This is a genomic window from Aphanothece stagnina RSMan2012 (assembly GCF_046764815.1).
In the GTDB taxonomy this organism is placed as follows: domain Bacteria; phylum Cyanobacteriota; class Cyanobacteriia; order PCC-6307; family Cyanobiaceae; genus NIES-981.
This window is the reverse complement of sequence record NZ_JBKOUC010000001.1, coordinates 62,482-86,067: the sequence shown is the minus strand read 5'-3', so window position 1 is coordinate 86,067 and position 23,586 is coordinate 62,482. Positions and strand designations below refer to the sequence as shown.

27 protein-coding genes are annotated in these 23,586 nt (G+C 69.4%); 10 read left to right on the top strand and 17 right to left on the bottom strand.

Annotated features, from left to right (window positions below):
• Positions 1–84: 84 nt before the first annotated feature.
• Together ACLNEE_RS00445 and ACLNEE_RS00440 are read right to left on the bottom strand one after the other, a co-directional pair.
• Positions 85–330, bottom strand: coding sequence for a hypothetical protein (locus tag ACLNEE_RS00445; RefSeq protein WP_411423456.1), 246 nt, complete (start codon positions 328–330; stop codon positions 85–87).
• A 98-nt stretch (positions 331–428) separates the two neighbouring features.
• Positions 429–797, bottom strand: coding sequence for a DUF1830 domain-containing protein (locus ACLNEE_RS00440; protein WP_411423455.1), 369 nt, complete (start codon positions 795–797; stop codon positions 429–431).
• A 79-nt stretch (positions 798–876) separates the two neighbouring features.
• Between ACLNEE_RS00440 and ACLNEE_RS00435 the strand changes: the two genes are divergently transcribed.
• Entirely contained in the window at positions 877–1,113 is a 237-nt protein-coding gene (locus ACLNEE_RS00435; RefSeq protein WP_411423454.1) for a hypothetical protein, read from the top strand.
• Here the strand turns inward: ACLNEE_RS00435 and ACLNEE_RS00430 are convergent.
• A complete protein-coding gene (locus ACLNEE_RS00430) occupies positions 1,092–1,511 on the bottom strand; it encodes a nuclear transport factor 2 family protein (RefSeq protein WP_411423453.1) in 420 nt (139 codons plus the stop codon). The genes ACLNEE_RS00435 and ACLNEE_RS00430 overlap by 22 nt on opposite strands.
• 417 nt (positions 1,512–1,928) lie before the next feature.
• Between ACLNEE_RS00430 and ACLNEE_RS00425 the strand changes: the two genes are divergently transcribed.
• Positions 1,929–2,072: a hypothetical protein gene (locus ACLNEE_RS00425; RefSeq protein WP_411423452.1), complete on the top strand. Its 144-nt coding sequence runs from the start codon at positions 1,929–1,931 to the stop codon at positions 2,070–2,072.
• Between the two features lie 71 nt (positions 2,073–2,143).
• On the opposite strand, the gene ACLNEE_RS00420 is transcribed toward ACLNEE_RS00425, so the two are convergent.
• The 5 genes from ACLNEE_RS00420 to ACLNEE_RS00400 all read right to left on the bottom strand — a co-directional run bounded on the left by ACLNEE_RS00420 (position 2,144) and on the right by ACLNEE_RS00400 (position 7,041).
• Positions 2,144–3,052 (bottom strand): MBL fold metallo-hydrolase, encoded by a 909-nt coding sequence (locus ACLNEE_RS00420; RefSeq protein WP_411423451.1) that lies wholly within the window; start codon positions 3,050–3,052, stop codon positions 2,144–2,146.
• A gap of 37 nt (positions 3,053–3,089) precedes the next feature.
• Positions 3,090–3,506: a dTDP-4-dehydrorhamnose 3,5-epimerase gene (locus tag ACLNEE_RS00415; RefSeq protein ID WP_412006660.1), complete on the bottom strand. Its 417-nt coding sequence runs from the start codon at positions 3,504–3,506 to the stop codon at positions 3,090–3,092.
• A 110-nt stretch (positions 3,507–3,616) separates the two neighbouring features.
• Complete coding sequence (locus ACLNEE_RS00410; RefSeq protein WP_411423449.1) at positions 3,617–4,066, bottom strand: tellurite resistance TerB family protein; 450 nt, start codon at positions 4,064–4,066, stop codon at positions 3,617–3,619.
• A 190-nt stretch (positions 4,067–4,256) separates the two neighbouring features.
• Positions 4,257–5,366: a transporter substrate-binding domain-containing protein gene (locus ACLNEE_RS00405; protein WP_411423448.1), complete on the bottom strand. Its 1,110-nt coding sequence runs from the start codon at positions 5,364–5,366 to the stop codon at positions 4,257–4,259.
• A gap of 34 nt (positions 5,367–5,400) precedes the next feature.
• Positions 5,401–7,041: an ABC1 kinase family protein gene (locus ACLNEE_RS00400; RefSeq protein ID WP_412006659.1), complete on the bottom strand. Its 1,641-nt coding sequence runs from the start codon at positions 7,039–7,041 to the stop codon at positions 5,401–5,403.
• Positions 7,042–7,090: 49 nt separating this feature from the next.
• On the opposite strand from ACLNEE_RS00400, the gene ACLNEE_RS00395 reads away from it, so the two are divergent.
• From ACLNEE_RS00395 to msrA, 3 genes are all read left to right on the top strand, one after another.
• Positions 7,091–7,963: a GNAT family N-acetyltransferase gene (locus tag ACLNEE_RS00395; RefSeq protein ID WP_411424663.1), complete on the top strand. Its 873-nt coding sequence runs from the start codon at positions 7,091–7,093 to the stop codon at positions 7,961–7,963.
• Between the two features lie 238 nt (positions 7,964–8,201).
• Entirely contained in the window at positions 8,202–8,435 is a 234-nt protein-coding gene (locus ACLNEE_RS00390) for a hypothetical protein (RefSeq protein WP_411424662.1), read from the top strand.
• Between the two features lie 73 nt (positions 8,436–8,508).
• Positions 8,509–9,195 (top strand): peptide-methionine (S)-S-oxide reductase MsrA, encoded by a 687-nt coding sequence (gene msrA, locus ACLNEE_RS00385; protein WP_411424661.1) that lies wholly within the window; start codon positions 8,509–8,511, stop codon positions 9,193–9,195.
• Here the strand turns inward: msrA and ACLNEE_RS00380 are convergent.
• The 4 genes from ACLNEE_RS00380 to ACLNEE_RS00365 are packed head-to-tail and all read right to left on the bottom strand — an operon-like array spanning position 9,192 to position 13,579.
• The gene (locus ACLNEE_RS00380; protein WP_411424664.1) at positions 9,192–10,739 is read right to left on the bottom strand and encodes a cryptochrome/photolyase family protein; all 1,548 of its coding nucleotides are present in this window, start codon (positions 10,737–10,739) and stop codon (positions 9,192–9,194) included. The two genes, msrA and ACLNEE_RS00380, sit on opposite strands and share 4 nt — an antisense overlap.
• Positions 10,736–11,035, bottom strand: coding sequence for a hypothetical protein (locus ACLNEE_RS00375; RefSeq protein WP_411424603.1), 300 nt, complete (start codon positions 11,033–11,035; stop codon positions 10,736–10,738). Before ACLNEE_RS00375 ends, ACLNEE_RS00380 begins: the two co-directional genes overlap by 4 nt.
• Before the next feature lie 5 nt (positions 11,036–11,040).
• Positions 11,041–13,047 carry an excinuclease ABC subunit UvrC gene (uvrC, locus tag ACLNEE_RS00370; protein WP_411424602.1) on the bottom strand — a complete coding sequence of 669 codons (2,007 nt, stop codon included), beginning with the start codon at positions 13,045–13,047 and terminating at the stop codon, positions 11,041–11,043.
• 37 nt (positions 13,048–13,084) lie between these two features.
• The gene (locus ACLNEE_RS00365) at positions 13,085–13,579 is read right to left on the bottom strand and encodes a flavin reductase family protein (RefSeq protein WP_411424601.1); all 495 of its coding nucleotides are present in this window, start codon (positions 13,577–13,579) and stop codon (positions 13,085–13,087) included.
• A 78-nt stretch (positions 13,580–13,657) separates the two neighbouring features.
• Here ACLNEE_RS00365 and coaD point away from each other — a divergent pair, with 78 nt between their 5' ends.
• Both coaD and ACLNEE_RS00355 read left to right on the top strand, forming a co-directional pair.
• On the top strand, positions 13,658–14,161 hold the full coding sequence (gene coaD, locus ACLNEE_RS00360) for a pantetheine-phosphate adenylyltransferase (protein WP_411424600.1): 504 nt from the start codon (positions 13,658–13,660) through the stop codon (positions 14,159–14,161).
• Positions 14,154–15,038 carry a coiled-coil domain-containing protein gene (locus tag ACLNEE_RS00355; protein WP_411424599.1) on the top strand — a complete coding sequence of 295 codons (885 nt, stop codon included), beginning with the start codon at positions 14,154–14,156 and terminating at the stop codon, positions 15,036–15,038. Before coaD ends, ACLNEE_RS00355 begins: the two co-directional genes overlap by 8 nt.
• A gap of 57 nt (positions 15,039–15,095) precedes the next feature.
• Here ACLNEE_RS00355 and dacB read toward each other — a convergent pair whose 3' ends face one another.
• The 5 genes from dacB to dapF are packed head-to-tail and all read right to left on the bottom strand — an operon-like array spanning position 15,096 to position 20,119.
• On the bottom strand, positions 15,096–16,394 hold the full coding sequence (dacB, locus tag ACLNEE_RS00350; protein WP_411424598.1) for a D-alanyl-D-alanine carboxypeptidase/D-alanyl-D-alanine endopeptidase: 1,299 nt from the start codon (positions 16,392–16,394) through the stop codon (positions 15,096–15,098).
• A 4-nt stretch (positions 16,395–16,398) separates the two neighbouring features.
• Entirely contained in the window at positions 16,399–16,929 is a 531-nt protein-coding gene (locus ACLNEE_RS00345; protein ID WP_411424597.1) for a DUF4330 domain-containing protein, read from the bottom strand.
• Positions 16,930–16,988: 59 nt separating this feature from the next.
• Complete coding sequence (locus ACLNEE_RS00340) at positions 16,989–17,681, bottom strand: DUF1995 family protein (protein WP_412006658.1); 693 nt, start codon at positions 17,679–17,681, stop codon at positions 16,989–16,991.
• Positions 17,682–17,706: 25 nt separating this feature from the next.
• Positions 17,707–18,930, bottom strand: a complete 1,224-nt coding sequence (locus tag ACLNEE_RS00335) for a cysteine desulfurase family protein (protein WP_411423857.1) — start codon at positions 18,928–18,930, stop codon at positions 17,707–17,709.
• Positions 18,931–18,940: 10 nt separating this feature from the next.
• Positions 18,941–20,119, bottom strand: a complete 1,179-nt coding sequence (gene dapF, locus ACLNEE_RS00330) for a diaminopimelate epimerase (RefSeq protein WP_411423856.1) — start codon at positions 20,117–20,119, stop codon at positions 18,941–18,943.
• Between the two features lie 31 nt (positions 20,120–20,150).
• Here dapF and ACLNEE_RS00325 point away from each other — a divergent pair, with 31 nt between their 5' ends.
• Genes ACLNEE_RS00325 through ACLNEE_RS00315 form a run of 3 tightly spaced genes read left to right on the top strand, consistent with a single transcriptional unit; the run spans position 20,151 to position 23,581 of the window.
• A complete protein-coding gene (locus ACLNEE_RS00325) occupies positions 20,151–20,402 on the top strand; it encodes an Hfq-related RNA-binding protein (RefSeq protein WP_411423855.1) in 252 nt (83 codons plus the stop codon).
• Between the two features lie 42 nt (positions 20,403–20,444).
• Positions 20,445–23,117 (top strand): leucine--tRNA ligase, encoded by a 2,673-nt coding sequence (leuS, locus tag ACLNEE_RS00320; RefSeq protein WP_411423854.1) that lies wholly within the window; start codon positions 20,445–20,447, stop codon positions 23,115–23,117.
• Positions 23,114–23,581, top strand: a complete 468-nt coding sequence (locus ACLNEE_RS00315) for an EamA family transporter (protein WP_411423853.1) — start codon at positions 23,114–23,116, stop codon at positions 23,579–23,581. The genes leuS and ACLNEE_RS00315 overlap by 4 nt, the downstream gene beginning before the upstream one ends.
• The last annotated feature ends 5 nt before the right edge of the window (positions 23,582–23,586 follow it).

Genomic DNA, 23,586 nt, shown 5'->3' with positions numbered 1-23,586 from the left:
TCTCAAGAGCTGGCCCGTTTCTCAAGGTCAGCAGCTCTGGGGCCGCAGCTCTGAAGGTGAGCGGTCAGGGCCTTCATGGCCGGCTCAGCGCTGGAAACGGGAGTCCCGCTCCATCCACCGCTCCAGGGCAGCCAGTCCCTCGATGCAGGCCCAGACGGTGAGTCCGAGCACCAGGACACCACCGACCGCCATCACCGTGGCCACGACCAGGGGAATCGCGGCGAGCACGACCAGGGGAAGCACCACCAGGGCTCCGATGGCCGCCAGACCCAGCACCGGCGCCACGAGGGCGGAGGGAGGTCCACTCCTCATCGGCTGGATGGAGGTCATGACGAACTCAGCAGGGACTTTGCGCCATTCTGGCGGGACAGAACGCCTGGGGAACGGGCTCAGATGGGCGGTGAACCGTCCATCCGCCGCGGCAGAGATCAAGCCATGCCCGGCAGGTAGTGGATCAACGATTGCTCCAGCTGGGTCAACCGCTGGCGGTTCTCCGGGCTGGGCTCGCAGGCGTACCGCTGGCGCAGATCCCGCAGCATCGCTTCCATGCTGGCGGGCAACAGGGGATGCTGATCGCTGGCTTGAAGGCCCAGCAACAACGTGTCGGCATCGAACTGCTCCAGCAGCTCGGGGTCGTCGGCGGTGGGGCCGTAGATCAGCACCGTGGCGCCGGGCGGGGCCAGAAAGGTGAGCAATTCAAACGGGAAGATCACCCGCTCCAGTCGGAAGCCATCGGCTGCGATGCAGCAGAGGATCACCAGATGGGCGCGCTCATTCCGATAACCACAGTCGAGCATGGCGGCCCCCAGCAGCAGCGATTCGACTCTTGGGGATCGGAACCGGCAAGACAGTGGTCGCTGGCACCAAATGGCGCAGATGAGTATCTTCACTCATCGGCTCGTGCCCATCAGTTCGACCCCAACGCCTCGACCCAACGGCCCGATCCAGACGGCCGAGATCAATCCCCTGGCCCACTGGCTGCACCGGGAGGGGTACAGCATGGAAATCCCGCTGCTCCGGGGCCACGGCACACGGGTGGAAGACCGGGAGCCGGTGGCCGCCGGCCTGGAGGCACTGCGTGACTGGGACGTTCAGCCGACGAAGCGGCCGTAGAGCCAGCGCACGAACCCACCGATGACCGGGACAGGCGCAAAGGTCGGCCCCACGAAATCGAAGTAATCACGGTGGTCGACGATCTTGCCGGCATCGTCGAGCAGCAGGCGGGTCGTGCCGGGATAGATGAACTCGATGCCCTTGATCTTCAGACCCATCACCCACTCGATGAAGGCGGTCCTGCCCGCGATCGCAATGGCGGCGGGCTCGAGCTTCACGTCATCGCAGCGGCTGAGCAGTCCCTCCTGGGCCCGGATGTAGGCCTGAAGACCCTGACGCTCCTGGGTGGGGTCCTGGAAGTGAACGTCCTCGGCGTAGTGGGAGCGCCACAGCTCTTCACCCGGAGCGGGAGTTCCGTAATCCCGGCTGAACAGGAGGCGCAGGCTGGCTTCATCCATGGCAGAGATCCCGGCGGGAGGAGGGTGGTGGTGTCAGCCATTCCACAGGACACAGGCGCCGCAGAAGACGCCGACAGCAACGCCAGCACTCCGCACCGCCTGGGCAGCGCCGGACGGCGGCCATGGTGTTATGGCACGTGTCCCGTCCCGACTGGAGATGTCCAGTACTGCCCGGGTGGAGATGTCCAGTACTGAAGGATGTGTCCTCTTCTTAAGGAGTGAAACGAGAGGCGACAGAACGTCCGGGCTCGCTGGTGGTGGGTGGGATGCACTTTTAGGTTCAGATTGATCGGGCCGTGTCAAGCCGCACGGGTGCTTCAGGTCACCATGAACCACCAGAGCAACGAGCAGACATCCCCGCGAAGTGGTTGGACGTCTGCTCGGTCCGGTTCGCGATGGGCATCCACCGACGATGCCGTGCTGGTTCACCTCATCACCTCGGTGGCGGTGGGCGCCATCCTGATGGTGCCGGCCTTTCTGCTGCTGGATCAACTGACCCCAACCCTGGGGGCATCGCTCACGACCGCTCCGCGCAGCCTCGAGCGGATCGCCCTCGACTGACTGAAGCTTCAGGGTGGTCGCCGATCCTGTCCCCTGGCCGATCCTGCCCCCTGGCTCAGGTCTCGGCCAGCTCAGAAGCCCTCCCAGATCACCGCAATCCAGCGGTCACCCGGGAACAGTCCCTGACCCCAGCGCGCCTCCAGATCCAGCAGGGGCTGGGCGGCGACGACCTGCTCGAGGCTGAGCCCCTGCTGCTTCAGGGCCGAAAGCCGCTCCAGGGCTAGGGCCAGCATGGCGCGGTAGCTCTCCAGATCGTCCTTCCCCCCCACCGGGCCATGGCCTGGAATGATCCGGGTTTCGGGTCCGGCCAGAGCCAGCACCCGATCCACACCGGCGATCGCCCCGGCCAGGGTGCCGCCATGGCCGGTGTCGATGAACGGATAGCTGCCGTTGAACCACACATCACCGGTATGGATGACATCAGCCCTGACGAAGTGCACGATCGCGTCCGTGTCGGTGTGGGCCGCGGGTAGATGCAGCAGGTCGACGGTCTCGTCGTCGATGTGGAGACGCAGCTTCTGCTCGAAGGTCACAACCGGCAGGGCCTCGGGCGGCGCAGGCGGGGTCACCCGGTCAAAGGCCGCGATCCTGGATCCCTGGGCCAGACGGGTGCGGACTTTCTCCTGCGCGACGATCGTCGCCCCACGACGGGCGAACCCGGCATTGCCGTCCGTGTGATCGAAGTGGAAGTGGGTGTTGATCAACCAGGCCGGATCCTGGCCGCCCAGGGCCTGGACGGCAGCCAGCACCGGCGCCACCGTTCGTTCGAACTTGGCGTCCACCAGCAGGGTGGCCTCCGGGCCGGTGAGCACCCCGATGTTTCCCCCCTCACCGCTGATCACGGCCACCGGCCCGCGCACCGGTGCGGCGCGGAACGGCTCGGCCGCGGCACCCTGGGCAGCCAGCGGTGGGTGAGGGAGCAGACCGAAGAGCAGCGCCGCCGCCACGGCACAGAGAACCAGAACCGGGGGCCGACGCATCTCGTGCCTTGTGCTGATGGGGCGCATTCTCCCCGATCTAGGCGAGGGTGAGGGCCTTCCAGTCCTCCAGCAGGGCCTGGGGGACCTGCCGGGGCCGGTAATCGCGGGCATCGCTGGGGCCGTGGCGCAGAACCGCATTGACAAGCAGGGCCGGGGTGCGGCCGCGGTTGATCGCACCATGGGGCACACCGGGCGGAATGCGCACCCAGGCCCCCTCATCCTCACGCAGGCAGATCCGGCGCAGGGTGCGCTCCTGAAGCACCACCAGATCGATCGCACCCCGCAGCACCATCAGCTGGTCGGTCTGATGACGGTGGCAGAACAGCTCGCAGGACGCCTGGGTGCCGATCTCGGCAATCAGGGTCTCATCGCTGGGCTGGGGCTGGGAGAAGTAGGCCTGACCGGAGCGGTTACCACTGAACGGCAGGATCTCGACACGACGGGACAACGCCATGGCACGACACCGAATATCGTGAAGTTTCACGAAAACATCGCCGGCCATGGCGTAGCTGCTGGTACCAGACCGACCGACAGGGGTCGGATGTCATCAATCCAGCACGGGCCTCAGGCCAGGTCGGCATGGAGCAGGTCCATGACCGAATGCACGGGGATGGTCACGGCGTCGGAGAGACCCAGCACGGCGGCGAGGTTGCTGAGGATGTTGCGCTCGTCATCCTCGAGGGGGCCATCGGAGCGCATGATCTCCGCAGCCACGGCGTAAGCGGTGGCGCGCTGCTCCGGATTGAGCACCTCCGCCGCCATCACCATCAGGTGCTGCGGCCCCTGCTGGCGCAGGGTCGCCATCAGTCCATCGAGGAGTTCGACCATCCGCTCGGGGCTGTAGCTGCGAAACGGCGTGCGGTAATCGAGGCAGTGCCGCAGGGCACGGGATCCGGCCATGGTCAGCACGCCATCCCAGGAGACCGCCGCCAGGGCCACGGCGGCGAAGGCGGTGGCGGGATCCATCGGCTGGCTCGTCTCGAGCGCGGTGGGGGAGGAGAGGGTGGTGGTCATCAGCGGATTCAGATAACGAGGCCATGGGGCCAGGGGTGAATCCACCCAAGACCTGTGCCACCCCCCCTGGCGGTAGCGATGCCGACCGAGGCAGCCAATTAGGAGGGAATACCTAGAGCTTGGGGAGAGACTGGGGAGAGCCTGGGGCCGGCCTGAAGCCGCGAAGGGCTGCCCCCTCAGCCATCGCGGCTCAGCCGCTGGTCGTGCCCGACACTTCGAGCCAGTTGCGCTGGATGGCGTCGATACGGCCGGAGCGGCTCAGCCGCAGCAGGCTCACATCCAGGGGACGCTCCAGGGGACTGTTGGCTCTGAGGGCAAAGCCGTAGGTCTCCTGGGCCAGGATGAAGCGGGCCAGGCGCATGTCGAGATGCGGGTGCTGGCGCAGGTGGTAGCGCAGGGCCGGGGCGTCGTAGATCACGGCATCGACGGCCCGGCGTTCCAGCTCGGCCACCGCCGTCTCCAGGGTGGGCTGGGGCTTCACAAAGGCGCCGCTGATCCGGCCCCATTTCTCGCTGGTCGTGCCGAGGACCACAGCCACCGGCCGGTTCCGCAGATCATCCGGCGTGCGGATGCCGTCGCCGGGAACCTGGGCCAGCGCCAGGGTGAAGGCGGAGGCCAGGCCGGCCGTGATCGAGGAGACCGCCAGCAGGGTGATCATCATCCACACCCCGGCGATCACGCGGCCAGTGCGGGTGACCGGGGAGCGATCGCCGTAGCCCACCGTGGTGAGCGTGACGATGGCGAACCACATGCCATTGCCCACGCCCTGCAGATAGGGGCGCGGAAACTGGCCAGGATTGCGCCGCCGTTCCGCCAGCCAGATCAGGTTGCCCACGAGGAACAGGGACAGCAGCAGCACCCCGATCGAGGTGAGAGCCGCCGTGCGGAAGAACGGCCGGATGCGCTGCCAGAGGCCACCTTCGCGCTGGGAGACCAGCACACCCACATGGCCGAAGAAATAGGGCTGGGTGAATTCCACGGCGCCGCTGCTGAGCCGCTCCGGCGTGATGCTGATCGGGCCGATGGCCAGATCGATCTCGCCACGGGCCACCGCCTGGAGGTTGGCCGCCGTGTTCGGCTGCGGCACCAGCTGGTAGTCGAGGGACTGCTCGAGGGCGACCTCCCGCCAGACATCCGCACTGATGCCGGTGATCTCGCCCTGCTGCTGGATCAGGAAGGGCTCCGTGCCGCTGATGCCGACCCTGAGGGTCCGGCTGGCCACAGGGACGGGGAGCAGCGCCGCGCAGGTCAGGCCCAGGGAGGCCAGGCGGGTGGCCATGCAGCTGGGGGACTGGACCACGGCTGGATTGGCGACCGCCGCGACCCTAGGGGGATCAGCGGCGGCCGGAGCGCATCAGCGAGACCACCAGCCAGACACCGAGCACGTTGGCGGCGATGAACAGCCCCTCACTGAGCTGCCGCAGCAGCTGCAGCTCGGACTGGGTGGCCATCACCGTGGCACTGAGCAACAGGGAGGCCACCAGGATCGCCAGGGCGATCCGGCGGGAGAGCACGTCGAGATTGCCGAGCAGGCGTTCCAGTCCCTGGAGCTGGAAGGCAAAGACCAGGTCGTCCCCGCTGAAGCGCTGCAGCAGGCCACTCAGCTGCCGGGGCGACTCCAGCACCAGGCTGCGCAGGTCGAGGCCGAACTGCAGCACCCGCTGCTGCGGCAGCAGCAGGGCGCGTGCCATCAGCCGGGTGACCAGGGGCTTCATCGCCTCGGTGAAGCAGAAGTCGGGGTTGAGGTCCCGGCCCACCCCCTCGAGGTTGGTGACGGCCTTCACGAACAGGCCGAGGTTGCCGGGCACCAGCAGACCGCAGGCGTTGGCGATCTGCAGCAGATCCGCCAGAAACAGGGCGAAGTTGAGCTGGTGGAGGGGCTTGGCGAAGTTGGAGCGAATCAGCTGATCCAGCTGGCGCCGCAGGCGGCGGCGGTCGACGGCGTCCTCGCGGGGCGGGGCCAGCTGCACCAGCAGGTCGGTCGCCCTGGCGGGGTCCTCGTTGATCAGGGCGAGCACCAGATCCAGCACCAACGTGCGGGTGCGGGGATCGAAACTCCCCACCATGCCCAGATCGAGCAGGGTGATGGTGCCATCCGGCGCCACCATCAGGTTGCCGGGATGGGGATCGGCGTCGAAGAAGCCCTCCACGAAGAACTGCTCCACGAAGGCGCCGAGCAGATGGCTGGTGGCACCGTCGAGACCGTTGGGACTGTCCCGCAGGGCAGCCCTGCCGGCCTCGCTCAGGATCGGATCGCCGTCGAGCCACTCCAGCACCAGCATCCGCTGACCCGAGATCTCGGCAAAGACCCGCGGAACCCGCAGGGTTCCATCGCCCACGAAGGAGGAGCGCTGCAGCAGTTCCGCGAGCCGCTGGGTGTGGCGCGCCTCGCTGCGGAAGTCGATCTCGCCCTCGAGGGCCGACATCAGCTGGTCCGCAAGCCCGGGCAGGTCGTAGCGGGAGCCCAGCGGCGTCTGGGCCGCCAGAGCAGCCACCTGGCGGAGCAGCTGACCGTCCTCCTCCACCTGCCGCTCGATGCCCGGTCGCAGCACCTTCACCGCCACCGCACGACCATCGGGACGCTCAGCCCGGTAGATCTGGCCGATGCTGCCCGCCGCGACCGGAGTCTGGTCGAAGCTGGCGAAGGCCTCCTCGAGGGGGCCGTTCAGCTGCTCCAGCAGGCGCGGCTCGACCTCGCTCCACGGGGCGGCCGGCACAGCGCTCTGCAGCCGGGCCAGGGCGCGGATGTAGGCATCGGGCAACAGGTCCGGACGGGTGCTGAGCAGCTGTCCCACCTTCACGAACACCGGCCCGAGCTCGGTCAGCACCCGGCAGAGCACCTCGGGTGCCGGCAGGCTGGGCTGCTGGTCCTGATCGGTTGCCCACGGGGTGCTCAGCAGGCTGCGCAGGTAGTCCCACTGGTGCTGGGAGACCACCCGCACGATCTCGAGAGCCCTGGAGGAACCGCTGAGCATCCCGGCCCGCCGCTGCGGCCCCATCCTGGTAGGAACCGGGTGCGCCCGCATGGTCCATGGCTCGATCCGTCCGCTCCGCCGTCAGGACATCCCCACGGTGGTGGGCTGGGCCAGGGAGGCGGGGTTCTGCCCGGGCCTCGGCGATGTGGCCGTCTACCGCCACACCGACCGCCAGGGCCTGTGGGTGCGGGAGCTGAACGGCCAGCCGATCGGCTGCATCGCCGGTGTGCGCTACAACGCGGCCTACGGGTTCATCGGCCTGTTCCTGGTCGATCCGGCCCACCGGGGGCTGGGGCATGGGCTGGCCCTGTGGCGGCATGCCATGGCCCACCTCGAGGACCTTCCCTGCATCGGCCTCGAGGCGGCGCAGGAGCGGGTCGAGGACTACCGGCAATGGGGATTCGAGCCGGCCTCACCCACCTGCCGCTGGCAACTGGTGGCCAGCGGCCACCAAGCCATGGCAGCCCCCGACGACGACCTGCAGCTGGTGGAGGGTGCGGCCCTGCCCAGCCAGGCCGTGCAGGCCTACGACGCGCAGCGGGAGCCGACGCCGCGCCCCCATTTCCTGGCCGACTGGCTGAACCAGAGCGGCGGTCGGGTGCTGGCCCTGGTCGATGGGCAGGGGGCGTGTCACGGCTTCGGAAGGATCCGCCCCTGCCTGCTGAGACGCGGCGAAGGCTGGCGGATCGGTCCGCTCCTGGCGGACAACCCGCAGCTGGCGGAGCGGCTGCTGCGGCGCATGCTCGACAGCCACCCGGGGGTGGTGCTGATCGATGTGCCCGGAGCCAACGCGGCAGGCGATCCTCTGATGCGGCGGCTGGGTTTCCAGCCGGTGGACAGGATGCTGCGGATGTATCGCGGCGAGCCCCCGGCGGTGGGGCTGGGCGATGTCTACGGACTGGCCTGTCTCGAGCTCGGTTGATCCTTCACCAGACCCGCTGCCCTCGCCAGGGAGGGCGGCAGCAGCTGGCCCTGCCCCAGGGTGCGTGCCGCCGTAACGATCATCGCCATAGTTTTCCCGAAGTAGCGAAGCCCAATTAAGCTGAAAGTACGCGAGTGAATGAGTATCCATACCCACTTAATTCCTGGCCAATTCCGGTCATCTCAGGTCCCAGCAAAGTCGTCAGCGTCACCTCTCCCCCCTCCACCGCCGCACTGCCATGACCACCCCCTCCACCAACACCCTTGCCTCTACCCCTGCCCCCACGCTCCACGACGCCAGGGAGATGCTCTACCGCTGCATCCTCGCGACGGATTCGAATCCGATGAGCTGTGAGCAGAAGGAACACCGCTGGGATGCGGTCGACACCTACTTCACCTGTCTTGTCGCCTGTGATCTGCTGGATCACAGCTGCTCCACAGCCTGTACCGAGGCGTTGCGACAGACCGGCTGACCACCTCCCTCCTGCCGGCACGGCCATCCGTTGGCCCCCGTGGCCGGTAGACAGAGAAGGCTTTCCGATCGCCATGCGCCTGCCTGTCCTGGTTCCGATCAGCGCCGCCCTGGCCGCGCTGCTGGCCCTGCCGCTGCTGCTGGGCGGCGAGGTGCCGCTGCGGCCTGGAGCCGCCCAGGCATCGAGCCTGCCCGATCCAGCCCTCGACCCGGGCCGGCAGCCAGGAGCCGACCGCACCGCCGTGCTCGCCGGCGGCTGCTTCTGGGGCATGGAGGCGATCTTCGAGGCGGTGAAGGGGGTGAGAAGCGTGGAGACCGGCTATGCGGGCGGCTCTGGTGAGACGGCCCGCTATGCCGAGGTCAGCCGGGGCACCACCGGCCATGCCGAAGGGATCCGCATCACCTACGACCCCACCCAGGTGAGCTACGGCCAGCTGCTCAAGGTGTTCTTCGCCGTCGCCCACGACCCGACCGAACACAACCGCCAGGGGCCGGACGTGGGCCCGCAGTACCGCTCGGCGATCTTCACCACCGATCCCCAGCTCCAGAGCGTGGCGCGGGCCTACATCCAGCAACTGGATCGCTCCGGCAGCTTCGACAGACCGATCGCCACCCGGGTGGAAGCCAGCGACCGTTTCTATCCGGCGGAGGACTACCACCAGGACTTCGTGCGGCGCAATCCCCTGCATCCCTACGTCGTGGTGCACGACCTGCCCAAACTGGCCGCATTCCGTGCAGCCTTTCCCCAGCTGAGCCGCTAGCCGGGCCCGGGATCGCCGCCCGTGCCGCCCCATCCCTCCCGATGGGCGGCCGCCGTGGCACGGATGGCCTCGAGCTCCTCGGGTGGCAGTTTCTCCAGCTGCCGCATCACCAGGGCCATGCGGGGGTTACCGCCGAGGCGATCGCGGTGGCGTTGCAGAAAATCCCAGTACAGGGCATTGAAGGGGCAGGCTCCGGAGCCGACGCGCTGCTTCACGTCGTAGCGGCAGCCGCGGCAGTAGGTGCTCATCCGGTTGATGTAGTTGCCGCTGGCCGCATAGGGCTTGCTGGCGAGCCTCCCCCCATCGGCGAACAGGCCCATGCCGAGCACATTGGGCTGCATCACCCAGTCGAACCCGTCGATGAACATGCGGTGGAACCAGGCGGTGAGGGCCTGGGGGTCGAGGCCGGCCAGGAGCCCGTAGTTGGCGATCACCATCAGCCGCTGGATGTGGTGGGCGTAGCCGCTGGCTTCGATCTCGGCGAACACCGTGTCCAGGCAGGCCATGCCGCTGCCGCCGAGGGCCTCGAAGCTGGGGGGCAGCGGCCGGCGGTGGTCGAAGTGATTGCTGGCGGCATAGTCCGCCCCGAACCAGCCGTAGAGGCCGTGCATGTATTCCCGCCAGCCCAGGATCTGGCGGATCAGACCCTCCAGGCTGGGCAGGGGGGTGCCGCGCTCCAGCCCGGCCTGCTCCAGGCGGCGGATCACCTCCAGGGGATGGAGCAATCCCAGGTTGAGGTAGGGGGAGATCAGGGTGTGCCACAGGGTCGGCTCCCCGCCGACCATGGCGTCCTGGTAGGGACCGAAACCATCGAGACGGGTGGCGATGGCGTGCTCCAGGGCCGCCAGGGCCTGCCCGCGGCTGATCGCCCAGCCGAACGGCCGGCTGTGGCCGGGGAGGTCGGGCAGGGCCTCCACCTCACGGATCACGGCTTCGGTGATGGGGTCCGGATCGAACCACAGCGGACGGGGCCCGCGGAGGCCCTTGGGGGGAGCCTGGCGGTTGGCCTGGTCGAAGTTCCACTGGCCCCCGAGCGGCTGGCCCTGCCCATCGAGCAGTACGCCGAAACGCCGCCGTCCCTCCCGGTAGAAGCGCTCCATCCGCAGCTGCCGGTAGCGGCCGGCCCAGGCGTCGAAGGCCTCGCTGCTCCAGAGGAAGGCGTTGGAGGGATGCCAGACAACCCGGGGAGCCGTGCCTTGGGAAGCCAGCCGAGCCAGCAGCTCCTCGATCGCCGCGCGGAAGGGGCGGTCCGCAGGCTCCATCAGGTGCAGGTCCCGGATGCCGTGGTCGTCGATCCAGGCCCCGACGGCCTCGGCGAAGGTCGACGCCCGGCGGTGGTCCACCGGCCAGCCCAGCTCCCGCAGGTCCTCGGCGAAGTGGCGCATGGCGCTCCAGACCAGCACGAGCTTCTGGCGGTGGTAGCGGCGCTGGGCCAGCACCGAGAGGCTCTCCACCAGCAGCACCCGGGCCCCGCCGGGCCGATGGGCCGCCAGGGCGCTCTGGGCGGGGTGGAGCTGGTCCCCCAGAACCCAGATGCCGATCATCGGGAGGCCAGACGGCAGGCGCGGCGGGCCACCGCGGCGGCATAGCCCCGCTCGACCGAGCCGCTGGCCGGGCTGAGCTGGCCGCTGCGGCAGTCGACCACGAGGCGCTCGTGCCGGCCCTGCTGGTCATTCACCCGCAGGCGCAGCTGCCAGTGGTGCTTGGCGCTGCGGGTGATCTCGTCGCCACAGACCGGACCGACGCACAGCCCGGGCGCCGCCAGCAGAGGGGCGGGTACGCCCAGACCCGCGGCCAGCAGCAGGACCAGCAGGGCCCCGAGGCTCAGCCACCGCTTCACACGCCTCAACCCGCCAGCTCCAGGGGAGCGCCATTCTCCCCGGGGGGCTCGTCCACCTGGGGGTCCAGCGGATGGTCATCCGCGGGATGGAAGTGGTCGAAGATCTGGCGGGCCAGGGTCGGCCCCATGCCGGGGGCCACGGCGATCTGCTCGGGAGTGGCGAGCTGGATCGCATCGATGGAGCGGAAGTGGGCGAGGAGGTCGCGGACCCGCTTGGGCCCGAGCCCCGGGATGTCGGAGAGGCGGGAGCGCTTCATGCGCTCTCCCCGCTGCTGGCGATGGAAGCTCACGGCGAAGCGATGGGCCTCATCCCGCAGGCGCCGGAGCAACTGCACGCCGAGCTGCTCCGACTCGCTTTCGAGGGGTTGGCTGGCGCCGGGGAGGAACACCTCCTCCCGCTGCTTGGCGAGGGAACAGACCACCAGCTCATCGTCCAGGTTCAGCTCCCGCAGGGCCTCCATCACGGCCGACAGCTGGCCCTTGCCGCCATCGATCATCACCAGATCGGGCCAGTCGTTGAGCCCATCGGTGTGGAGGGCCGTGGCGGCGCTGCGCCGCAGCTCACGCAGGTCCTCGCCCCGGCTTTTGGCCTGGGCCCAGCGGCGAAAGCGCCGGCGCATGATCTCGGCCATGGCCATGAAGTCGTCCGAGTGGCCGGCACGGATCGAGCTGCTCTGGATCCGGTACTTGCGGTAGTGCTGCTTGGCGGGGAGGCCATCGATGAACACCACCTGGGAGGCCACCGCATCGCTGCCCTGGATGTGGCTGATGTCGTACCCCTCGATCCGGCGGGGCGGGACCGGCAGCTCGAGCAGCTGGGCCAGGTCCTCGGTGGCCAGCAGATTCTGCTCACTGGCCCGCTGGGCCCGCTGCAGTTCGTAGCCGGCATTGCGCACGACCAGCTCGATCAGCTCGGCCTTCTGCTGCCGCTGGGGCACTGCCAGGCGCACCCGGCGACCCCGCTGTTCCCCCAGCCAGGCCTCGATCAGCTCCTGCTGGGGCAGGGGATGCTGAAGCAGCAGCTCGGGAGGGATTTCAGCCGGCTCCACCTGGCTGTAGTGCTCCTCCACCACCCGCTGCAGGATGCGGCCGAAATCCGGGGCGCCCGGCGGCTGGGCGGGGACCTCGGCCATGTAACCGAGGCGGCCCACCAGCTTGCCGGCCCGCATCTGGAACAGCTGCACGGCGGCCACCCGCTCATCGGCCGCCAGGGCGATCACGTCGCGGCTCACCGAGCTGTCACCGATGCTCATCTTCTGGTCGGCGGTGAGGGTGCCGATGCCCTGCAGCTGATCCCGCACCCGGGCTGCACTCTCGAAGTCGAGCCGTTCGGCGTAGCGCTCCATCTGGTCGTGGAGGAGGGCCAGCAGCTCTTCGTTGCGGCCCTGGAACACCATCGCGACCTGGCGCAGGGTGCGGTGGTAGTCCTCTGAGCTGATCTTCTGCTGGCACACCCCGGGACAGCGGCCGATGTCGTAGTTGAGGCAGGTGCGGTCGCGGTAGAGGGGCTGGGGCCGCTGGCGCAGTGGAAAGACCCGCTTCACCAGCGCGAGGGTGCGCCGCAGCAGCCCCACGTCCACGTAGGGCCCGTAGAAACGGTCGAGGGGGGAACGGAAGCGCCGCCGCCGGGTGATGAAGATGCGGGGGTAGGCCTCGCTCCAGGTGATGCAGAGATAGGGGTATTTCTTGTCGTCCTTCAGCAGCACGTTGAAGTGCGGCTGGTGGTGCTTGATCAGGTTCGACTCAAGGGCCAGCGCTTCGGCTTCGCTGTCGGTGACGATGAACTCCAGCTCACACACCTGGCGCACCATCAGGGTGATGCGGGGGCTGTGGCCGTGGCCGCTGCCGCTCTGGAAGTAACTGCGCACGCGGTTGCGCAGCACCTTGGCCTTGCCGATGTAAAGGATGCGGTCATCCGCATCGCGCAGCAGATAGCAGCCCGGCTCGGCCGGCACCTCCCGGAGACGGGCCTGCAGCCGCTCCGGGTGCTGAATCAGGGGGGTGGCGGCCAAGGTGGGAGCGGGGCCCTTCGGAAGGAGGACGAGCCGCTCAGCCGCCGTACTGCCAGCCGGTGCTGCCGAGCTCCAGGGCTGCCCCGTCGCGGTGCAGGGTGGCCGTCTTCACCTCGCCCACGAACACGGTGTGATCCCCGTGGGCCACATGACCCACCAGCTCACACTCCACCGCGCCCAGGGCGTTGTCGAGGATCGGCAGACCCAGCTCCCCCAGCTGGAAGGGTGCGGCGTCGAAACGACCGCCGATGCCCTTCTGGGGCTTGAAGAACACCGCGGCGAGGTCCTTCTGATCGGCCGCGAGCACATTGAGCGAGAACCTGCCGGTGCGCTGGATCATGCCGTTGCTCGTGCTGTCGGCCCGCACGGCCATCACCACCAGGGGCGGCTCGAAGGAGCCCTGGGTCACCCAACTGGCCGTGAAGCCATTGACCTCCTCGCCCTCGGCCACGCCGCAGATGAAGACGCCGTGAGGGATCTTGCGCAGCAGGGTCTTCTTGGCGTCGGCGTTGAGGGAGGGGTTGGAGGCCATGGCGGGCAGGGGCCCCGAAGGGCGGCGGGAACGGAACCGACTCTAGAAACGCGGCCATGCCGCCCATAAGGTGGCCCGATGCGCGCGCTCTACCCCGGCAGCTTCGACCCGCTCACCCTGGGGCACCTGGATCTGATCGCACGGGCAACCCGCCTTTTCGATGCGGTGGTGGTGGCCGTGTTGCAGAACCCCGGCAAGCGGCCAGCATTCCCACTCGAGCAGCGGCTGGCCCAGATCCGCGGAGCCACCGGGCATCTGGGCGGGGTGGAGGTGGGCAGCTTCGATGGCCTCACCGTGGAGTACGCGCGCCGCTGCGGGGCCCAGGTGATCCTGCGGGGCCTGCGGGCGCTGAGCGACTTCGAGTTCGAGCTGCAGATCGCCCACACCAACCAGAGCCTTGACCCCCGGGTGGAGACGCTGTTTCTGGCCACCGCCGTGCATCACAGCTTTCTCAGCAGCTCGGTGGTGAAGGAGGTCGCCCGCTTCGGGGGTGATGTGGGTCACATGGTGCCGGCCGGAGTGGCGCAGGACCTGGCGAGGCTTTTTAATCAGGACGCAAGCAGAGGCGGCAGCGATGGCTGAAACCAATATCACGGTGATTGATCAGCTCGATCAGATCGAGGATCTTCTCCTCGACGGAACCCGCATCCCCTTCAGTGGCGGAAGGCTGGTCAACGAGCAGGACGCCATCGAACTGATCGACGCCGTGCGGGAGTCGATCCCTCCCCAGCTGAGCCAGGCGGTGGAGCTGCTGCGGCAGCGCGATGAGTTCATCGCCCAGGCGCGCAAGCAGGCCGAGGAGATCGTGGCGGTGGCCAAGCGGGAGCGGGAACAGCTGATCAGCAACGCCTCCGTGCGGCAGGAGGCCGAGCGGCAGGTGGCCGAACTGCGCGAACAGACCCGTCAGCACTGTGACCAGATGCTGCAGCAGGGCCGCCAGCAGGCCGCCGCCGAAGAACAGGAACAGCAGTCCCGCATGGCCCAGCTGGAGCAGCAGTTCGCCGCCCGCCGCCAGCAGCTGGAGCAGGAGGTCGCCGAGCGGAACCGAGGCCTGCTGGAGCAGCACGAACGCAACCGCCAGCAGGCCATGGCCGAACTGGAGCAGATCCGCCAGGAGGGCCTGCGTGTGCAGCGGGAGAGCCAGGCCGAAGCCGAGCGGCTCCACAACGACGCCCTGCAGTTTCGCCAGCAGACCCAGCAGCAGTGCGACGCCCTGGTGGGCCGCAGCCGCCAGGAAGCGGCCACGATCAGCGAGGGCGCCAACCGCTACGCGGAGCAGGTGCTGGGCGAACTGGAGACTCGCCTCAAGGAGCTGGGCCAGGTGGTGGTGGCGGGTCGCCGCGAGCTGGTTCGCCTGCAGGTGCCGGAGCAGCCGGACGTCTCTGCCATGGACGAGCAGCCCGCAGCCCCCAGCCGCCGCCGCCGCACCCCATCTGCCCTGAGGAGGCTGGCGGGCTGAGCCCCGCTCCTCAGCGGATGGTTGGAAGCGCCCCGATCATCCCGAACACAACCGGGATCACCCCGGACACAACTGGGTCTGCTGAGCCTGACGCAACACCTGGCCGATCGTGGTGTTGGGCTGGGAGGCCCCATTGCTGATCGCGCTCACATAGCGCGGTCCAGCGGAGGTGAGGAGCACCCCGCTGATCGAGCGAACCCCGGTGAGCGTGCCGGTCTTGCCGTAGAACTGGCCCTGCAGGGGCGTACCCACGTAGAGGCGCCGCAGGGTGCCACGCTGGCCGGCCACCGCCATCGAGGCGAGGTAGTTGCGTCCGTAGGGGTGCTGGTCCATCCGCAGAAGGAGTGCCGCCAGGAAGCGGCTGGTGAGGCGATTGGCCCGGTCCAGGCCGCTGCCGTCCGCCACCCTGACCCCCTGCATGGGCAACCCCTGCTGGCCGAGCCACAGGGTCTCGCGCTGCTGGGCCTGAGCGAGGTTCCAGGTGCCGGCTGCCTGGCGCAGCAGCACCTCAGCGGTGAAGTTGTGACTCTCGGTGTTGGCCAGACTGAGCAGGCTGTGCATCGGTGCGGAGGACTCCTGGTGGAGCAGCACCGCCTCGGGGGGGAGGGCCGTGGTCGCCGACACCATGCGCACCTGCACCTTCCCGCCCTGCTGATCCACGGACTTCTGAATCAGCGCCTGAAGCCTCGACGGAGGGTTCATCACCGCGTCGTTGATCGCGTTGCTGGTCACCGCCAGACGGGTGATCGGCGCGCCATAGGCGTAATAGCGGTCATCCGGATGCCAACCCTGGGGCCACCAGGCCTGCTTCGGCTCCTCCGCCAGCTCGAGGGTCACCAGGGAGGGCGTGCTCCCGGTGGAACCACCGGAGCCGAGGGCGAGCTTGGCGAGGCGCTGCAGCTGGGGCAGGGCCAGATCCGGGTCACCTTCTCCGGTGAGGCGGAGACTGCCGTCCGGCAGCCGCCAGAGCCGGGTGGCCAGGCGGTAGTCGGGGCCCAGACGGTCGAGGGCGTAGGCGGTGCTGACCAGTTTCTGGTTGGAGGCCGGCACCCGTGGCCGTGTGCCGTTGACATCGGCCAGCAGGCGCCCGCGGGAATCGGCGATGCTGACGCTCCAGACGGCCGTCTCCCCGCCCAGCACGGCCTGCAGGCGCTGCTGGAGAGCCGGACAGCTCACCTGGCTCTGCAGCTGGGGGAAACCGATCGGCGGCGGGCTCGGGGGAGGCACGGCCAGGGGTGCCGCCTCCAGCTCCAGGCTGGTGATGGCTGGACGCTGCTGGGCCTGGGCCGGCAGCAGCGTGAGGTTCAGCGGCAGCAGCGTGGCCGCGAGCAGCAGGGGATGGGGAACACCGCGCATCAGATCAACCTCCCTGAACCGCGATGCCGGTGACGTTGCCGGTGACCCGGTAGCCCTCGCCCTCGATCTCGATCGGGCTCCCGACCTTGACGCTCTGGCTGCCGAACACCACTCCGCCACTGCCCTTGAGCCCCTGGGCCTCGAGCACGAAGCGGGCATCGAGGTTGCTGAAGTCCTTGCCGCTGGGATCCACGGCGGTCACCACCGAGCCATCGGGCTGCACGGCCACCAGGCGCCGCTGCAGGGGGCGGATCTCCCGGATCGAGACCGTGCCATGGGGCTGGTTGCGGATCACGATCGCCACCTTGCCCTCCTGGCGGGCAGCGGCGACGAGAGCCTCAGGATCGGCCACCGGCACACCGCGCACATCCACGAGCACGGTCACCGGCACCAGGCCACCCGTGGCCTGGGCGACAGCCCCCGAGAGCTTGGGGCTCCAGATCACGCCGGCCGCCGCAAGCAGCACGGCGGCAGCGGCGCCGAGGTCCACCAGGCTCCAGCGGCGTGCTTGGGCGGCAGGAGTCTCGGGAGCCATTCGGAGCAAGCGGCGTCGGGCGCACTTTACGGAGAGTGCCCAGGCTTGCCCAGACCACCTCAGTGGCGCAGGCCCTCCAGGAAGCTGTCGAGGGCCTGGAGGTTGCCGGCCATCCCGCCGCCAGCCTCGCCGGCCAGGGCCACGGCACGCTGCTCCCCGTCGGGCTTCTGCTCGAACGTGCCCACCAGCCGATGGCCATCGGCATCGCGCCGGTACAACTGCCAGGGTCCCGGAAAGGCGCGCCGCAGGGCGCCTTCGGCCAAGGGCATCACGGCATAGGCGCTCTGCCAGCCGGACAGGAAGCCGCGGCGGCGCTCGCGGGCCACACTGCCGATGCCCACCGCCGCATCCTCGAGGCTGCCGTTGAGCATCACCACGGCACCGCGATGCAGGGCGCAGACCTGCTCCACGTCGTCGTAATCGGCGGGGGCGGGGGCCACGAGCACCAGGACCCCCTCGCTGCCTCCGTCAGCCTGCTGCAGCCGCATCTGGTCGCGCAGGCTGGCCAGCTGGGGGGCGAAGTCGGGTCCGTCCCGCTTGGCCAGGGCCGTGGCACCCGCATCGGCAAACAGCATGCGCAGGCCCGGTTGAGCTCCGCCCAGCCCGGCCAGGAAGCGCAGGGCAACGGGCAGCAGACGCAGCCCTTGGAAGCGAAACTCCACCGTCCAGAGTCCCTTGGGGGTGGCCGCCAGGGCCGCCTGGATGGCCTCGAGGGCTTCGGCCTCCGCCGTGCGCAGATCAGCAGGAAGCATCGGATCACCAGGTCCTGGGGCGACCTTAACGACTGCTCGCTCGTCCATCGGCCTGTGCCAGGGCCGCACGGGAGCGCATCAGCGCCTCGGGCACGCTCTCCAGGTCGGCGGCCTGCAACCAGGGCCCCAGGCTGAGGCGCAGGCCACTGGCGGCTTCGGCCTGCGTGAGGCCCATCGCCTGCAGAACCGGGCTGGGGGCGGGGCCGCCACCGGAACTGCAGGCCGAGCCACTGCTCGCCGCCACCCCCTGCCGCCACAGCATCGGCACCAGCCGGCGGCCGGAGAGGGGGGCACCCGCGGTGTCGGAGATCAGCAGGCTGATGTGATGGGGAAGGCGGTCGTCCGAGGCGGCTGGCCCGCCGAGAGGATCCGGGCCACTGAGCCGCAGGCCGGGCAGGTCGAGCAGCCGGCGCAGCAGCCCATCCCTGAGCGCGGCCACCGGATCGGTGCCGCCATGGGCCGCAAGGCGGGCGTCGCAGAGTTCCAGGGCCCGGGCGAAGCCGGCCACCAGCGCCACGGCCTCCGTCCCCCCCCGGCGGCCGCCCTCCTGGCCACCACCGCCGATCAGGGGCACGAAGGGGAGATCGGGGCGCACCAGCAGTGCTCCCACGCCGCGCGGCCCCTGCAGCTTGTGGGCCGCACAGCTGAGCAGATCGATCGGCAGCCGGTTGAACGCCACGCCGCGGTGACCGACCACCTGCACCGCATCCACATGCAGCGCCACGCCGGCCTGACGGCAGCGGCGACCAATCGCCTCGATCGGCTGCACCGTGCCCACCTCGCTCTGCCCCCAGATCACCGACACCAGGCGCGTCGGGGGCTCCAGCAGGGACTCGAGGGCCGTCAGATCGATCCGGCCCAACCGATCCACCGGCAGCACGGCCACCTGCCAGCCGCGCCGCTCCAGGGCAGCCGCGGCAGCCAGGGTGGCGGGATGCTCCACCGCCGAGATCAGCAGACGGCCACTGGGAAGAGGAGCGGCGGCCCCCAGCAGGGCCGTGTGGATCGACTCGGTGCCCCCCGAGGTGAACACCAGGGCCTCCGGATCGCAGCCGAGGCTGCTGGCGATGCCCAGCCGGCTGCGCTCGAGCAACTCGGCGGCGGCGAGGCCGAAGCCATGCAGGCTGGAGGGATTGGCCCAGGCGGTGGCGGCGGCCGACGCCATGGCCTCCAGCACCGCTGCCGCGGGCGGCGTGGTCGCACAGGCGTCGAGGTACAGCGGGCCGTGGCCGGAAGCGGCGGTCGTCACGCCCGACGGCTCAGCCCGGCCGACCCGTGTCCCGCTCGAAACGGGCCCGGGTGCGGCTCTCGAGCGAGCTGGTCGCCAGGTTCACCAGATCATCGAGGGAGCTGCTGCTGAGCAGGGCCTCCACCCGGGCTCGCGCCGCGGCAGAAGGGCAGGCCTCGGGACGGATGCAGCCCTGCACACACACGGTGGCGCAGTCGACGGGCGGCGGCGCCGGTGTGGCCTCCTCCGCGAGGCCGGCCTTGGCGGGCTCAGCCGTGAAGGGCTCAGCGGTGGCGGGCGTGAAGGGCAGATCCTGAGAAGCGTCAGGACCGGAGGTCTCGGGGGCCTCCCCCCACAGCGAGGGCGCCAGCACCGCGTCGAACACGGCCTCGGCCGGCCCGGTCATCATCACGTGATCGGTGGCGCCGTCCCAGGCGATCCACAGGGGGCCACCCGGCAGATCGACCCGGGCCTCCCGTTCGGCGAGGCCGAGGCGATGGCAGACCACGAGCGTGGCGCACGCCCCCGTGCCGCAGGCCAGGGTCGGGCCCGCGCCGCGCTCCCACACCCGCATCACCAGATGGCCCGGGTCGAGCACCTGCACGAAATGCACATTGGTGCGGGCCGGGAACGCGGCATCCACCTCGAGGGCCGCACCGAAGCGCTCGAGATCCACCGCGTCCACATCCTCCACGGGGATCACCACATGGGGATTGCCCATCCCGGCCGCCCCCACCAGGAAGGAGGCACCGCAAGCCTCCAGCTGCCCCTGCGGGATCCCGGCGTCGCCGATCGGCAGGGTGGTCGGAACCGCCGCAGGCTCCAGGAACGGCGCGCCCATGTCGACACGGATGGTGCCGTCGTCCTGCAGCTCGGGCACGATCCGCCCGGCCAGGGTTTCGATCTGCCAGCAGCGCCCCGGGGCATCACCATCGCTGTCGGCGAGGAAGCGGGCCAGACAGCGGATGCCGTTGCCGCACATCTCGGGCTCGGTGCCATCGGCATTGAAGATCCGCATCCGCAACTCACCGCCCTCGCGGGGAGGCACGGCCAGGATCACGCCGTCGGCGCCGATGCCGAAACGACGGTCACACAGCCGCTGGATCCGTTCGGGGGTGAGGCCGAAGCACTCCTCGCTGGCGGCGGCGTCGCGACCGTCGACCAGCAGAAAGTCATTGCCCAGACCTTGATATTTGCTGTACTGCAGCACGATGGGGCAACCTCAGCCTGGAGCGAATCCTATGCAGAGCTTCCTCGATCACAAGCCGACGACGCTGGATACGGCCCAGCCCAGCGTGCGCCACATCCAGAACCTGATCCGCCGCAAGCAGGCGGTGGGAATCCAGGTGGTCGGAGGCGGTGAACTGGAGGGGGTGATCCAGTGGCAGGACGTCTATTACATCGGGCTGCGCCAGGGCGAAGAACCCAACAGCGAACGCCCCCTCACCCTGATCAACCGGGAGCAGGTGAGCGTGATCCGCTGCCTGGGCTGAACGCGCCTGTGGCACCATCACAGATCCGAGTCCTGGCCTGACGTGAGCGAGAGCAGCCGCTACCAACCGCAGGCCATCGAAGAGCGCTGGCAGCGCCACTGGGACCAGCAGCAGCTGCACCGCACCCCCAGCGGCGGCACCGGTGACAGCGGCGGCAGCGCCGACAGCGGCGACCCGAAGCCGTTCATGGCCCTCTCGATGTTCCCCTACCCCTCGGGGAACCTGCACATGGGCCACGTGCGCAACTACGTGATCACCGACGTGATCGCCAGGGTGCAGCGGATGCGCGGTCACCGGGTGCTGCACCCGATGGGCTGGGATGCCTTCGGGCTGCCGGCCGAGAACGCCGCGATCGAGCGGGGGGTGGACCCCGCCGACTGGACCGACCGCAACATCGCCGCGATGCGGCAGCAGCTGCAACGGCTCGGACTCTCGATCGACTGGGACCGAGAGGTGGCCACCTGTCACGCCGATTACTACCGCTGGACCCAGTGGCTGTTTCTGCAGTTCCTGGAGGCCGGCCTGGCTTACCAGAAGGACGCCACCGTCAACTGGGATCCGGTGGATCAGACGGTGCTCGCCAATGAGCAGGTGGACAGTGAGGGGCGCTCCTGGCGCTCCGGAGCCCTGGTGGAGAAACGCAAGCTGCGCCAGTGGTTCCTCAAGATCACGGCCTATGCCGACCAGCTGCTCGACGACCTGCCGACCCTGGAGGGCTGGCCCGAGCGGGTCCGCACGATGCAGGCGAACTGGATCGGCCGCAGCACCGGCGCCGAACTCAGCTTCGCCGTCGTCGATGGCGAGGGCCAGGAGAGTGGAGAGCGGATCACCGTGTTCACCACCCGGCCCGACACCCTCTACGGGGTGAGCTACCTGGTGCTGGCACCCGAGCATCCCCTGGTGGCCACGCTCACCCAAGCGGAGCAGCAGCTCGCGGTGGAGGCCTTCTGCGACCTGGTGAGCCGCCAGAGCGAGCAGGAACGCACTGCCGAAGACAAGCCCAAGCGCGGCGTGCCGATCGGCGCCCGCGTGCGCCACCCCCTCAGCGGCGAACTGATCCCGCTGTGGATCGCCGACTATGTGCTGGCCGACTACGGCACCGGTGCGGTGATGGGGGTGCCGGCCCACGACCAGCGCGATTTCGTCTTTGCCCGCCAGTACGGACTGCCGGTGCGGCAGGTGATCATCCCCGAGGGCAGTGACGAGCGCGCCTACGAAGGTGGGGCCTGGACGGAGCCCGGGGTGATGATCCACTCCGGGCCCTTCGATGGGCTGGCCAGCGGCGAGGCGAAGCAGGCGATCACCCGGACGGCGGCGGAGCAGGGCTGGGGGTGGCAGAAGGTTCAGTACCGCCTGCGCGACTGGCTGATCTCCCGCCAGCGCTACTGGGGGTGTCCGATCCCGGTGATTCACTGTCCCAGCTGCGGAGTGGTGCCCGTGCCGGCCGATCAGCTGCCGGTGGAACTGCCCCGCCGTGCGGCCATCAGCGCCCGAGGCGGCTCCCCCCTGGCCCAGCTGGAGAGCTGGTGGCAGGTCGCCTGCCCGAGCTGCGGCCAGGCCGCCCGGCGGGAGACGGACACCATGGACACGTTCATGTGCTCCAGCTGGTACTACCTCCGCTACAGCGACCCCCACAACGACGCCCTGCCCTTCCGCCGTGAGGCGGTCGACGACTGGTTGCCGGTGGACCAGTACGTGGGTGGGATCGAGCACGCCATCCTGCACCTGCTCTATGCCCGCTTCTTCACCAAGGTGCTGCGGGACAGGGGCCTGCTCGGTTTCTCCGAACCCTTCACCCGTCTGCTCACCCAGGGGATGGTGCAGGGAATCACCTACAAGAACCCGGTCAGTGGCAAGTACATCGCCCCGGCCGATGTGGCCGACCCCACCGACCCCCGCGACCCGACGACCGGCGAGGTGCTGGAGGTGTTCTACGAAAAGATGTCGAAGTCGAAGTACAACGGCGTCGACCCGTCCGTGGTGATCGACCGCTACGGGGCGGACACGGCACGGATGTTCATCCTGTTCAAGGCACCTCCGGAGAAGGATCTGGAGTGGGACGACGCCGATGTGGAAGGGCAGTTCCGCTTCCTGCAGCGCCTGTGGCGCCTGGTGGACGGGGCCCGCGCCCGGGGCCTGAGGCTCGATGGCGACGGGACGGCAGCCCCGGGGGAGAACCCGGCGGCCGTGTCGATCGATGCCGCGGCGCTCAACCCCGGCGCCAGGGAGCTGCGCCGGGCGGTGCACACCGCCATCGCCGCGGTGAGTGACGACCTCGACGGCGACTTTCAGTTCAACACCGCGGTCTCGGAGCTGATGAAGCTCAGCAACGCCATGACCGAGCACCTCGAAGCCGCCCCAGAGCCGGTGGCCCGGGAGGCGCTGCGCACCCTGCTGCTGCTGCTCGCGCCCTTCGCGCCCCACCTGGCCGAGGAGCTCTGGGCCATGCTCGGCGCTGGCAGCGGCGCCGCTGCCAGCATCCATCTGCAGAGCTGGCCCCGCGCCGATGCCCAGGCGCTGCTGCGCGACACGATTCCCCTGGTGATCCAGATCAAGGGCAAGGTGCGCGGCAACCTGGACGTGCCGGCCGATGCCGACAAGGCCACCCTCGAGCGGATCGCCCTCGACAGCGAGATCGCCGCCAAGTGGCTGGAGGGGAAGGCCCCAAGCCGCGTGATCGTGGTGCCCGGCAAGCTCGTGAACCTGGTGCCATGAGCAGCGGGGCCGACGAGGTGGTGGGAGCGGGCCTGCTGGCGAGCTGGCAGTTCTGGGCGGTGCTGGCGGCGGCTAGTGCCGCCCTCACCTCCCTGCTGGCCAAGCTCGGCCTGGCCGGTCTGGAGCCCAACCTCGCCACCTTTCTGCGCACCCTGGTGGTGGTGATCGCTCTGGCGGTGGGGTTGCTGGCCACCGGCCAGCTGCAGGGACAGGCGCTGGGCAGCCTGCCCAGGGGGAGCCTGGTGGCCCTTGGACTCTCCGGCCTGGCGACGGCCGTCTCCTGGCTCTGCTACTTCCGGGCCCTGGAACTGGGTCCGGTCTCCCGCGTCGCCCCGATCGACAAACTCAGTGTGGTGCTCGTGGCCCTGCTGGGCGTTCTGGTGCTGGGGGAGCAGCTGAGTGGGCGGAGCTGGCTGGGGATCGCCCTGATCGCCCTCGGAGGGGTGCTGGTCGCCCTGCCCTAGGGCCC

Coding starts and splice junctions, on each gene's coding strand:
- ACLNEE_RS00445 (WP_411423456.1), bottom strand. CDS start 330: ATGACCTCCATCCAGCCGATGAGGAGTGGACCTCCCTCCGCCCTCGTG.
- ACLNEE_RS00440 (WP_411423455.1), bottom strand. CDS start 797: ATGCTCGACTGTGGTTATCGGAATGAGCGCGCCCATCTGGTGATCCTC.
- ACLNEE_RS00435 (WP_411423454.1), top strand. CDS start 877: ATGAGTATCTTCACTCATCGGCTCGTGCCCATCAGTTCGACCCCAACG.
- ACLNEE_RS00430 (WP_411423453.1), bottom strand. CDS start 1,511: ATGGATGAAGCCAGCCTGCGCCTCCTGTTCAGCCGGGATTACGGAACT.
- ACLNEE_RS00420 (WP_411423451.1), bottom strand. CDS start 3,052: ATGCGTCGGCCCCCGGTTCTGGTTCTCTGTGCCGTGGCGGCGGCGCTG.
- ACLNEE_RS00415 (WP_412006660.1), bottom strand. CDS start 3,506: ATGGCGTTGTCCCGTCGTGTCGAGATCCTGCCGTTCAGTGGTAACCGC.
- ACLNEE_RS00410 (WP_411423449.1), bottom strand. CDS start 4,066: ATGACCACCACCCTCTCCTCCCCCACCGCGCTCGAGACGAGCCAGCCG.
- ACLNEE_RS00400 (WP_412006659.1), bottom strand. CDS start 7,041: ATGCTCAGCGGTTCCTCCAGGGCTCTCGAGATCGTGCGGGTGGTCTCC.
- ACLNEE_RS00395 (WP_411424663.1), top strand. CDS start 7,091: ATGGTCCATGGCTCGATCCGTCCGCTCCGCCGTCAGGACATCCCCACG.
- ACLNEE_RS00390 (WP_411424662.1), top strand. CDS start 8,202: ATGACCACCCCCTCCACCAACACCCTTGCCTCTACCCCTGCCCCCACG.
- msrA (WP_411424661.1), top strand. CDS start 8,509: ATGCGCCTGCCTGTCCTGGTTCCGATCAGCGCCGCCCTGGCCGCGCTG.
- ACLNEE_RS00380 (WP_411424664.1), bottom strand. CDS start 10,739: ATGATCGGCATCTGGGTTCTGGGGGACCAGCTCCACCCCGCCCAGAGC.
- ACLNEE_RS00365 (WP_411424601.1), bottom strand. CDS start 13,579: ATGGCCTCCAACCCCTCCCTCAACGCCGACGCCAAGAAGACCCTGCTG.
- coaD (WP_411424600.1), top strand. CDS start 13,658: ATGCGCGCGCTCTACCCCGGCAGCTTCGACCCGCTCACCCTGGGGCAC.
- ACLNEE_RS00355 (WP_411424599.1), top strand. CDS start 14,154: ATGGCTGAAACCAATATCACGGTGATTGATCAGCTCGATCAGATCGAG.
- dacB (WP_411424598.1), bottom strand. CDS start 16,394: ATGCGCGGTGTTCCCCATCCCCTGCTGCTCGCGGCCACGCTGCTGCCG.
- ACLNEE_RS00345 (WP_411424597.1), bottom strand. CDS start 16,929: ATGGCTCCCGAGACTCCTGCCGCCCAAGCACGCCGCTGGAGCCTGGTG.
- ACLNEE_RS00340 (WP_412006658.1), bottom strand. CDS start 17,681: ATGCTTCCTGCTGATCTGCGCACGGCGGAGGCCGAAGCCCTCGAGGCC.
- ACLNEE_RS00325 (WP_411423855.1), top strand. CDS start 20,151: ATGCAGAGCTTCCTCGATCACAAGCCGACGACGCTGGATACGGCCCAG.
- ACLNEE_RS00315 (WP_411423853.1), top strand. CDS start 23,114: ATGAGCAGCGGGGCCGACGAGGTGGTGGGAGCGGGCCTGCTGGCGAGC.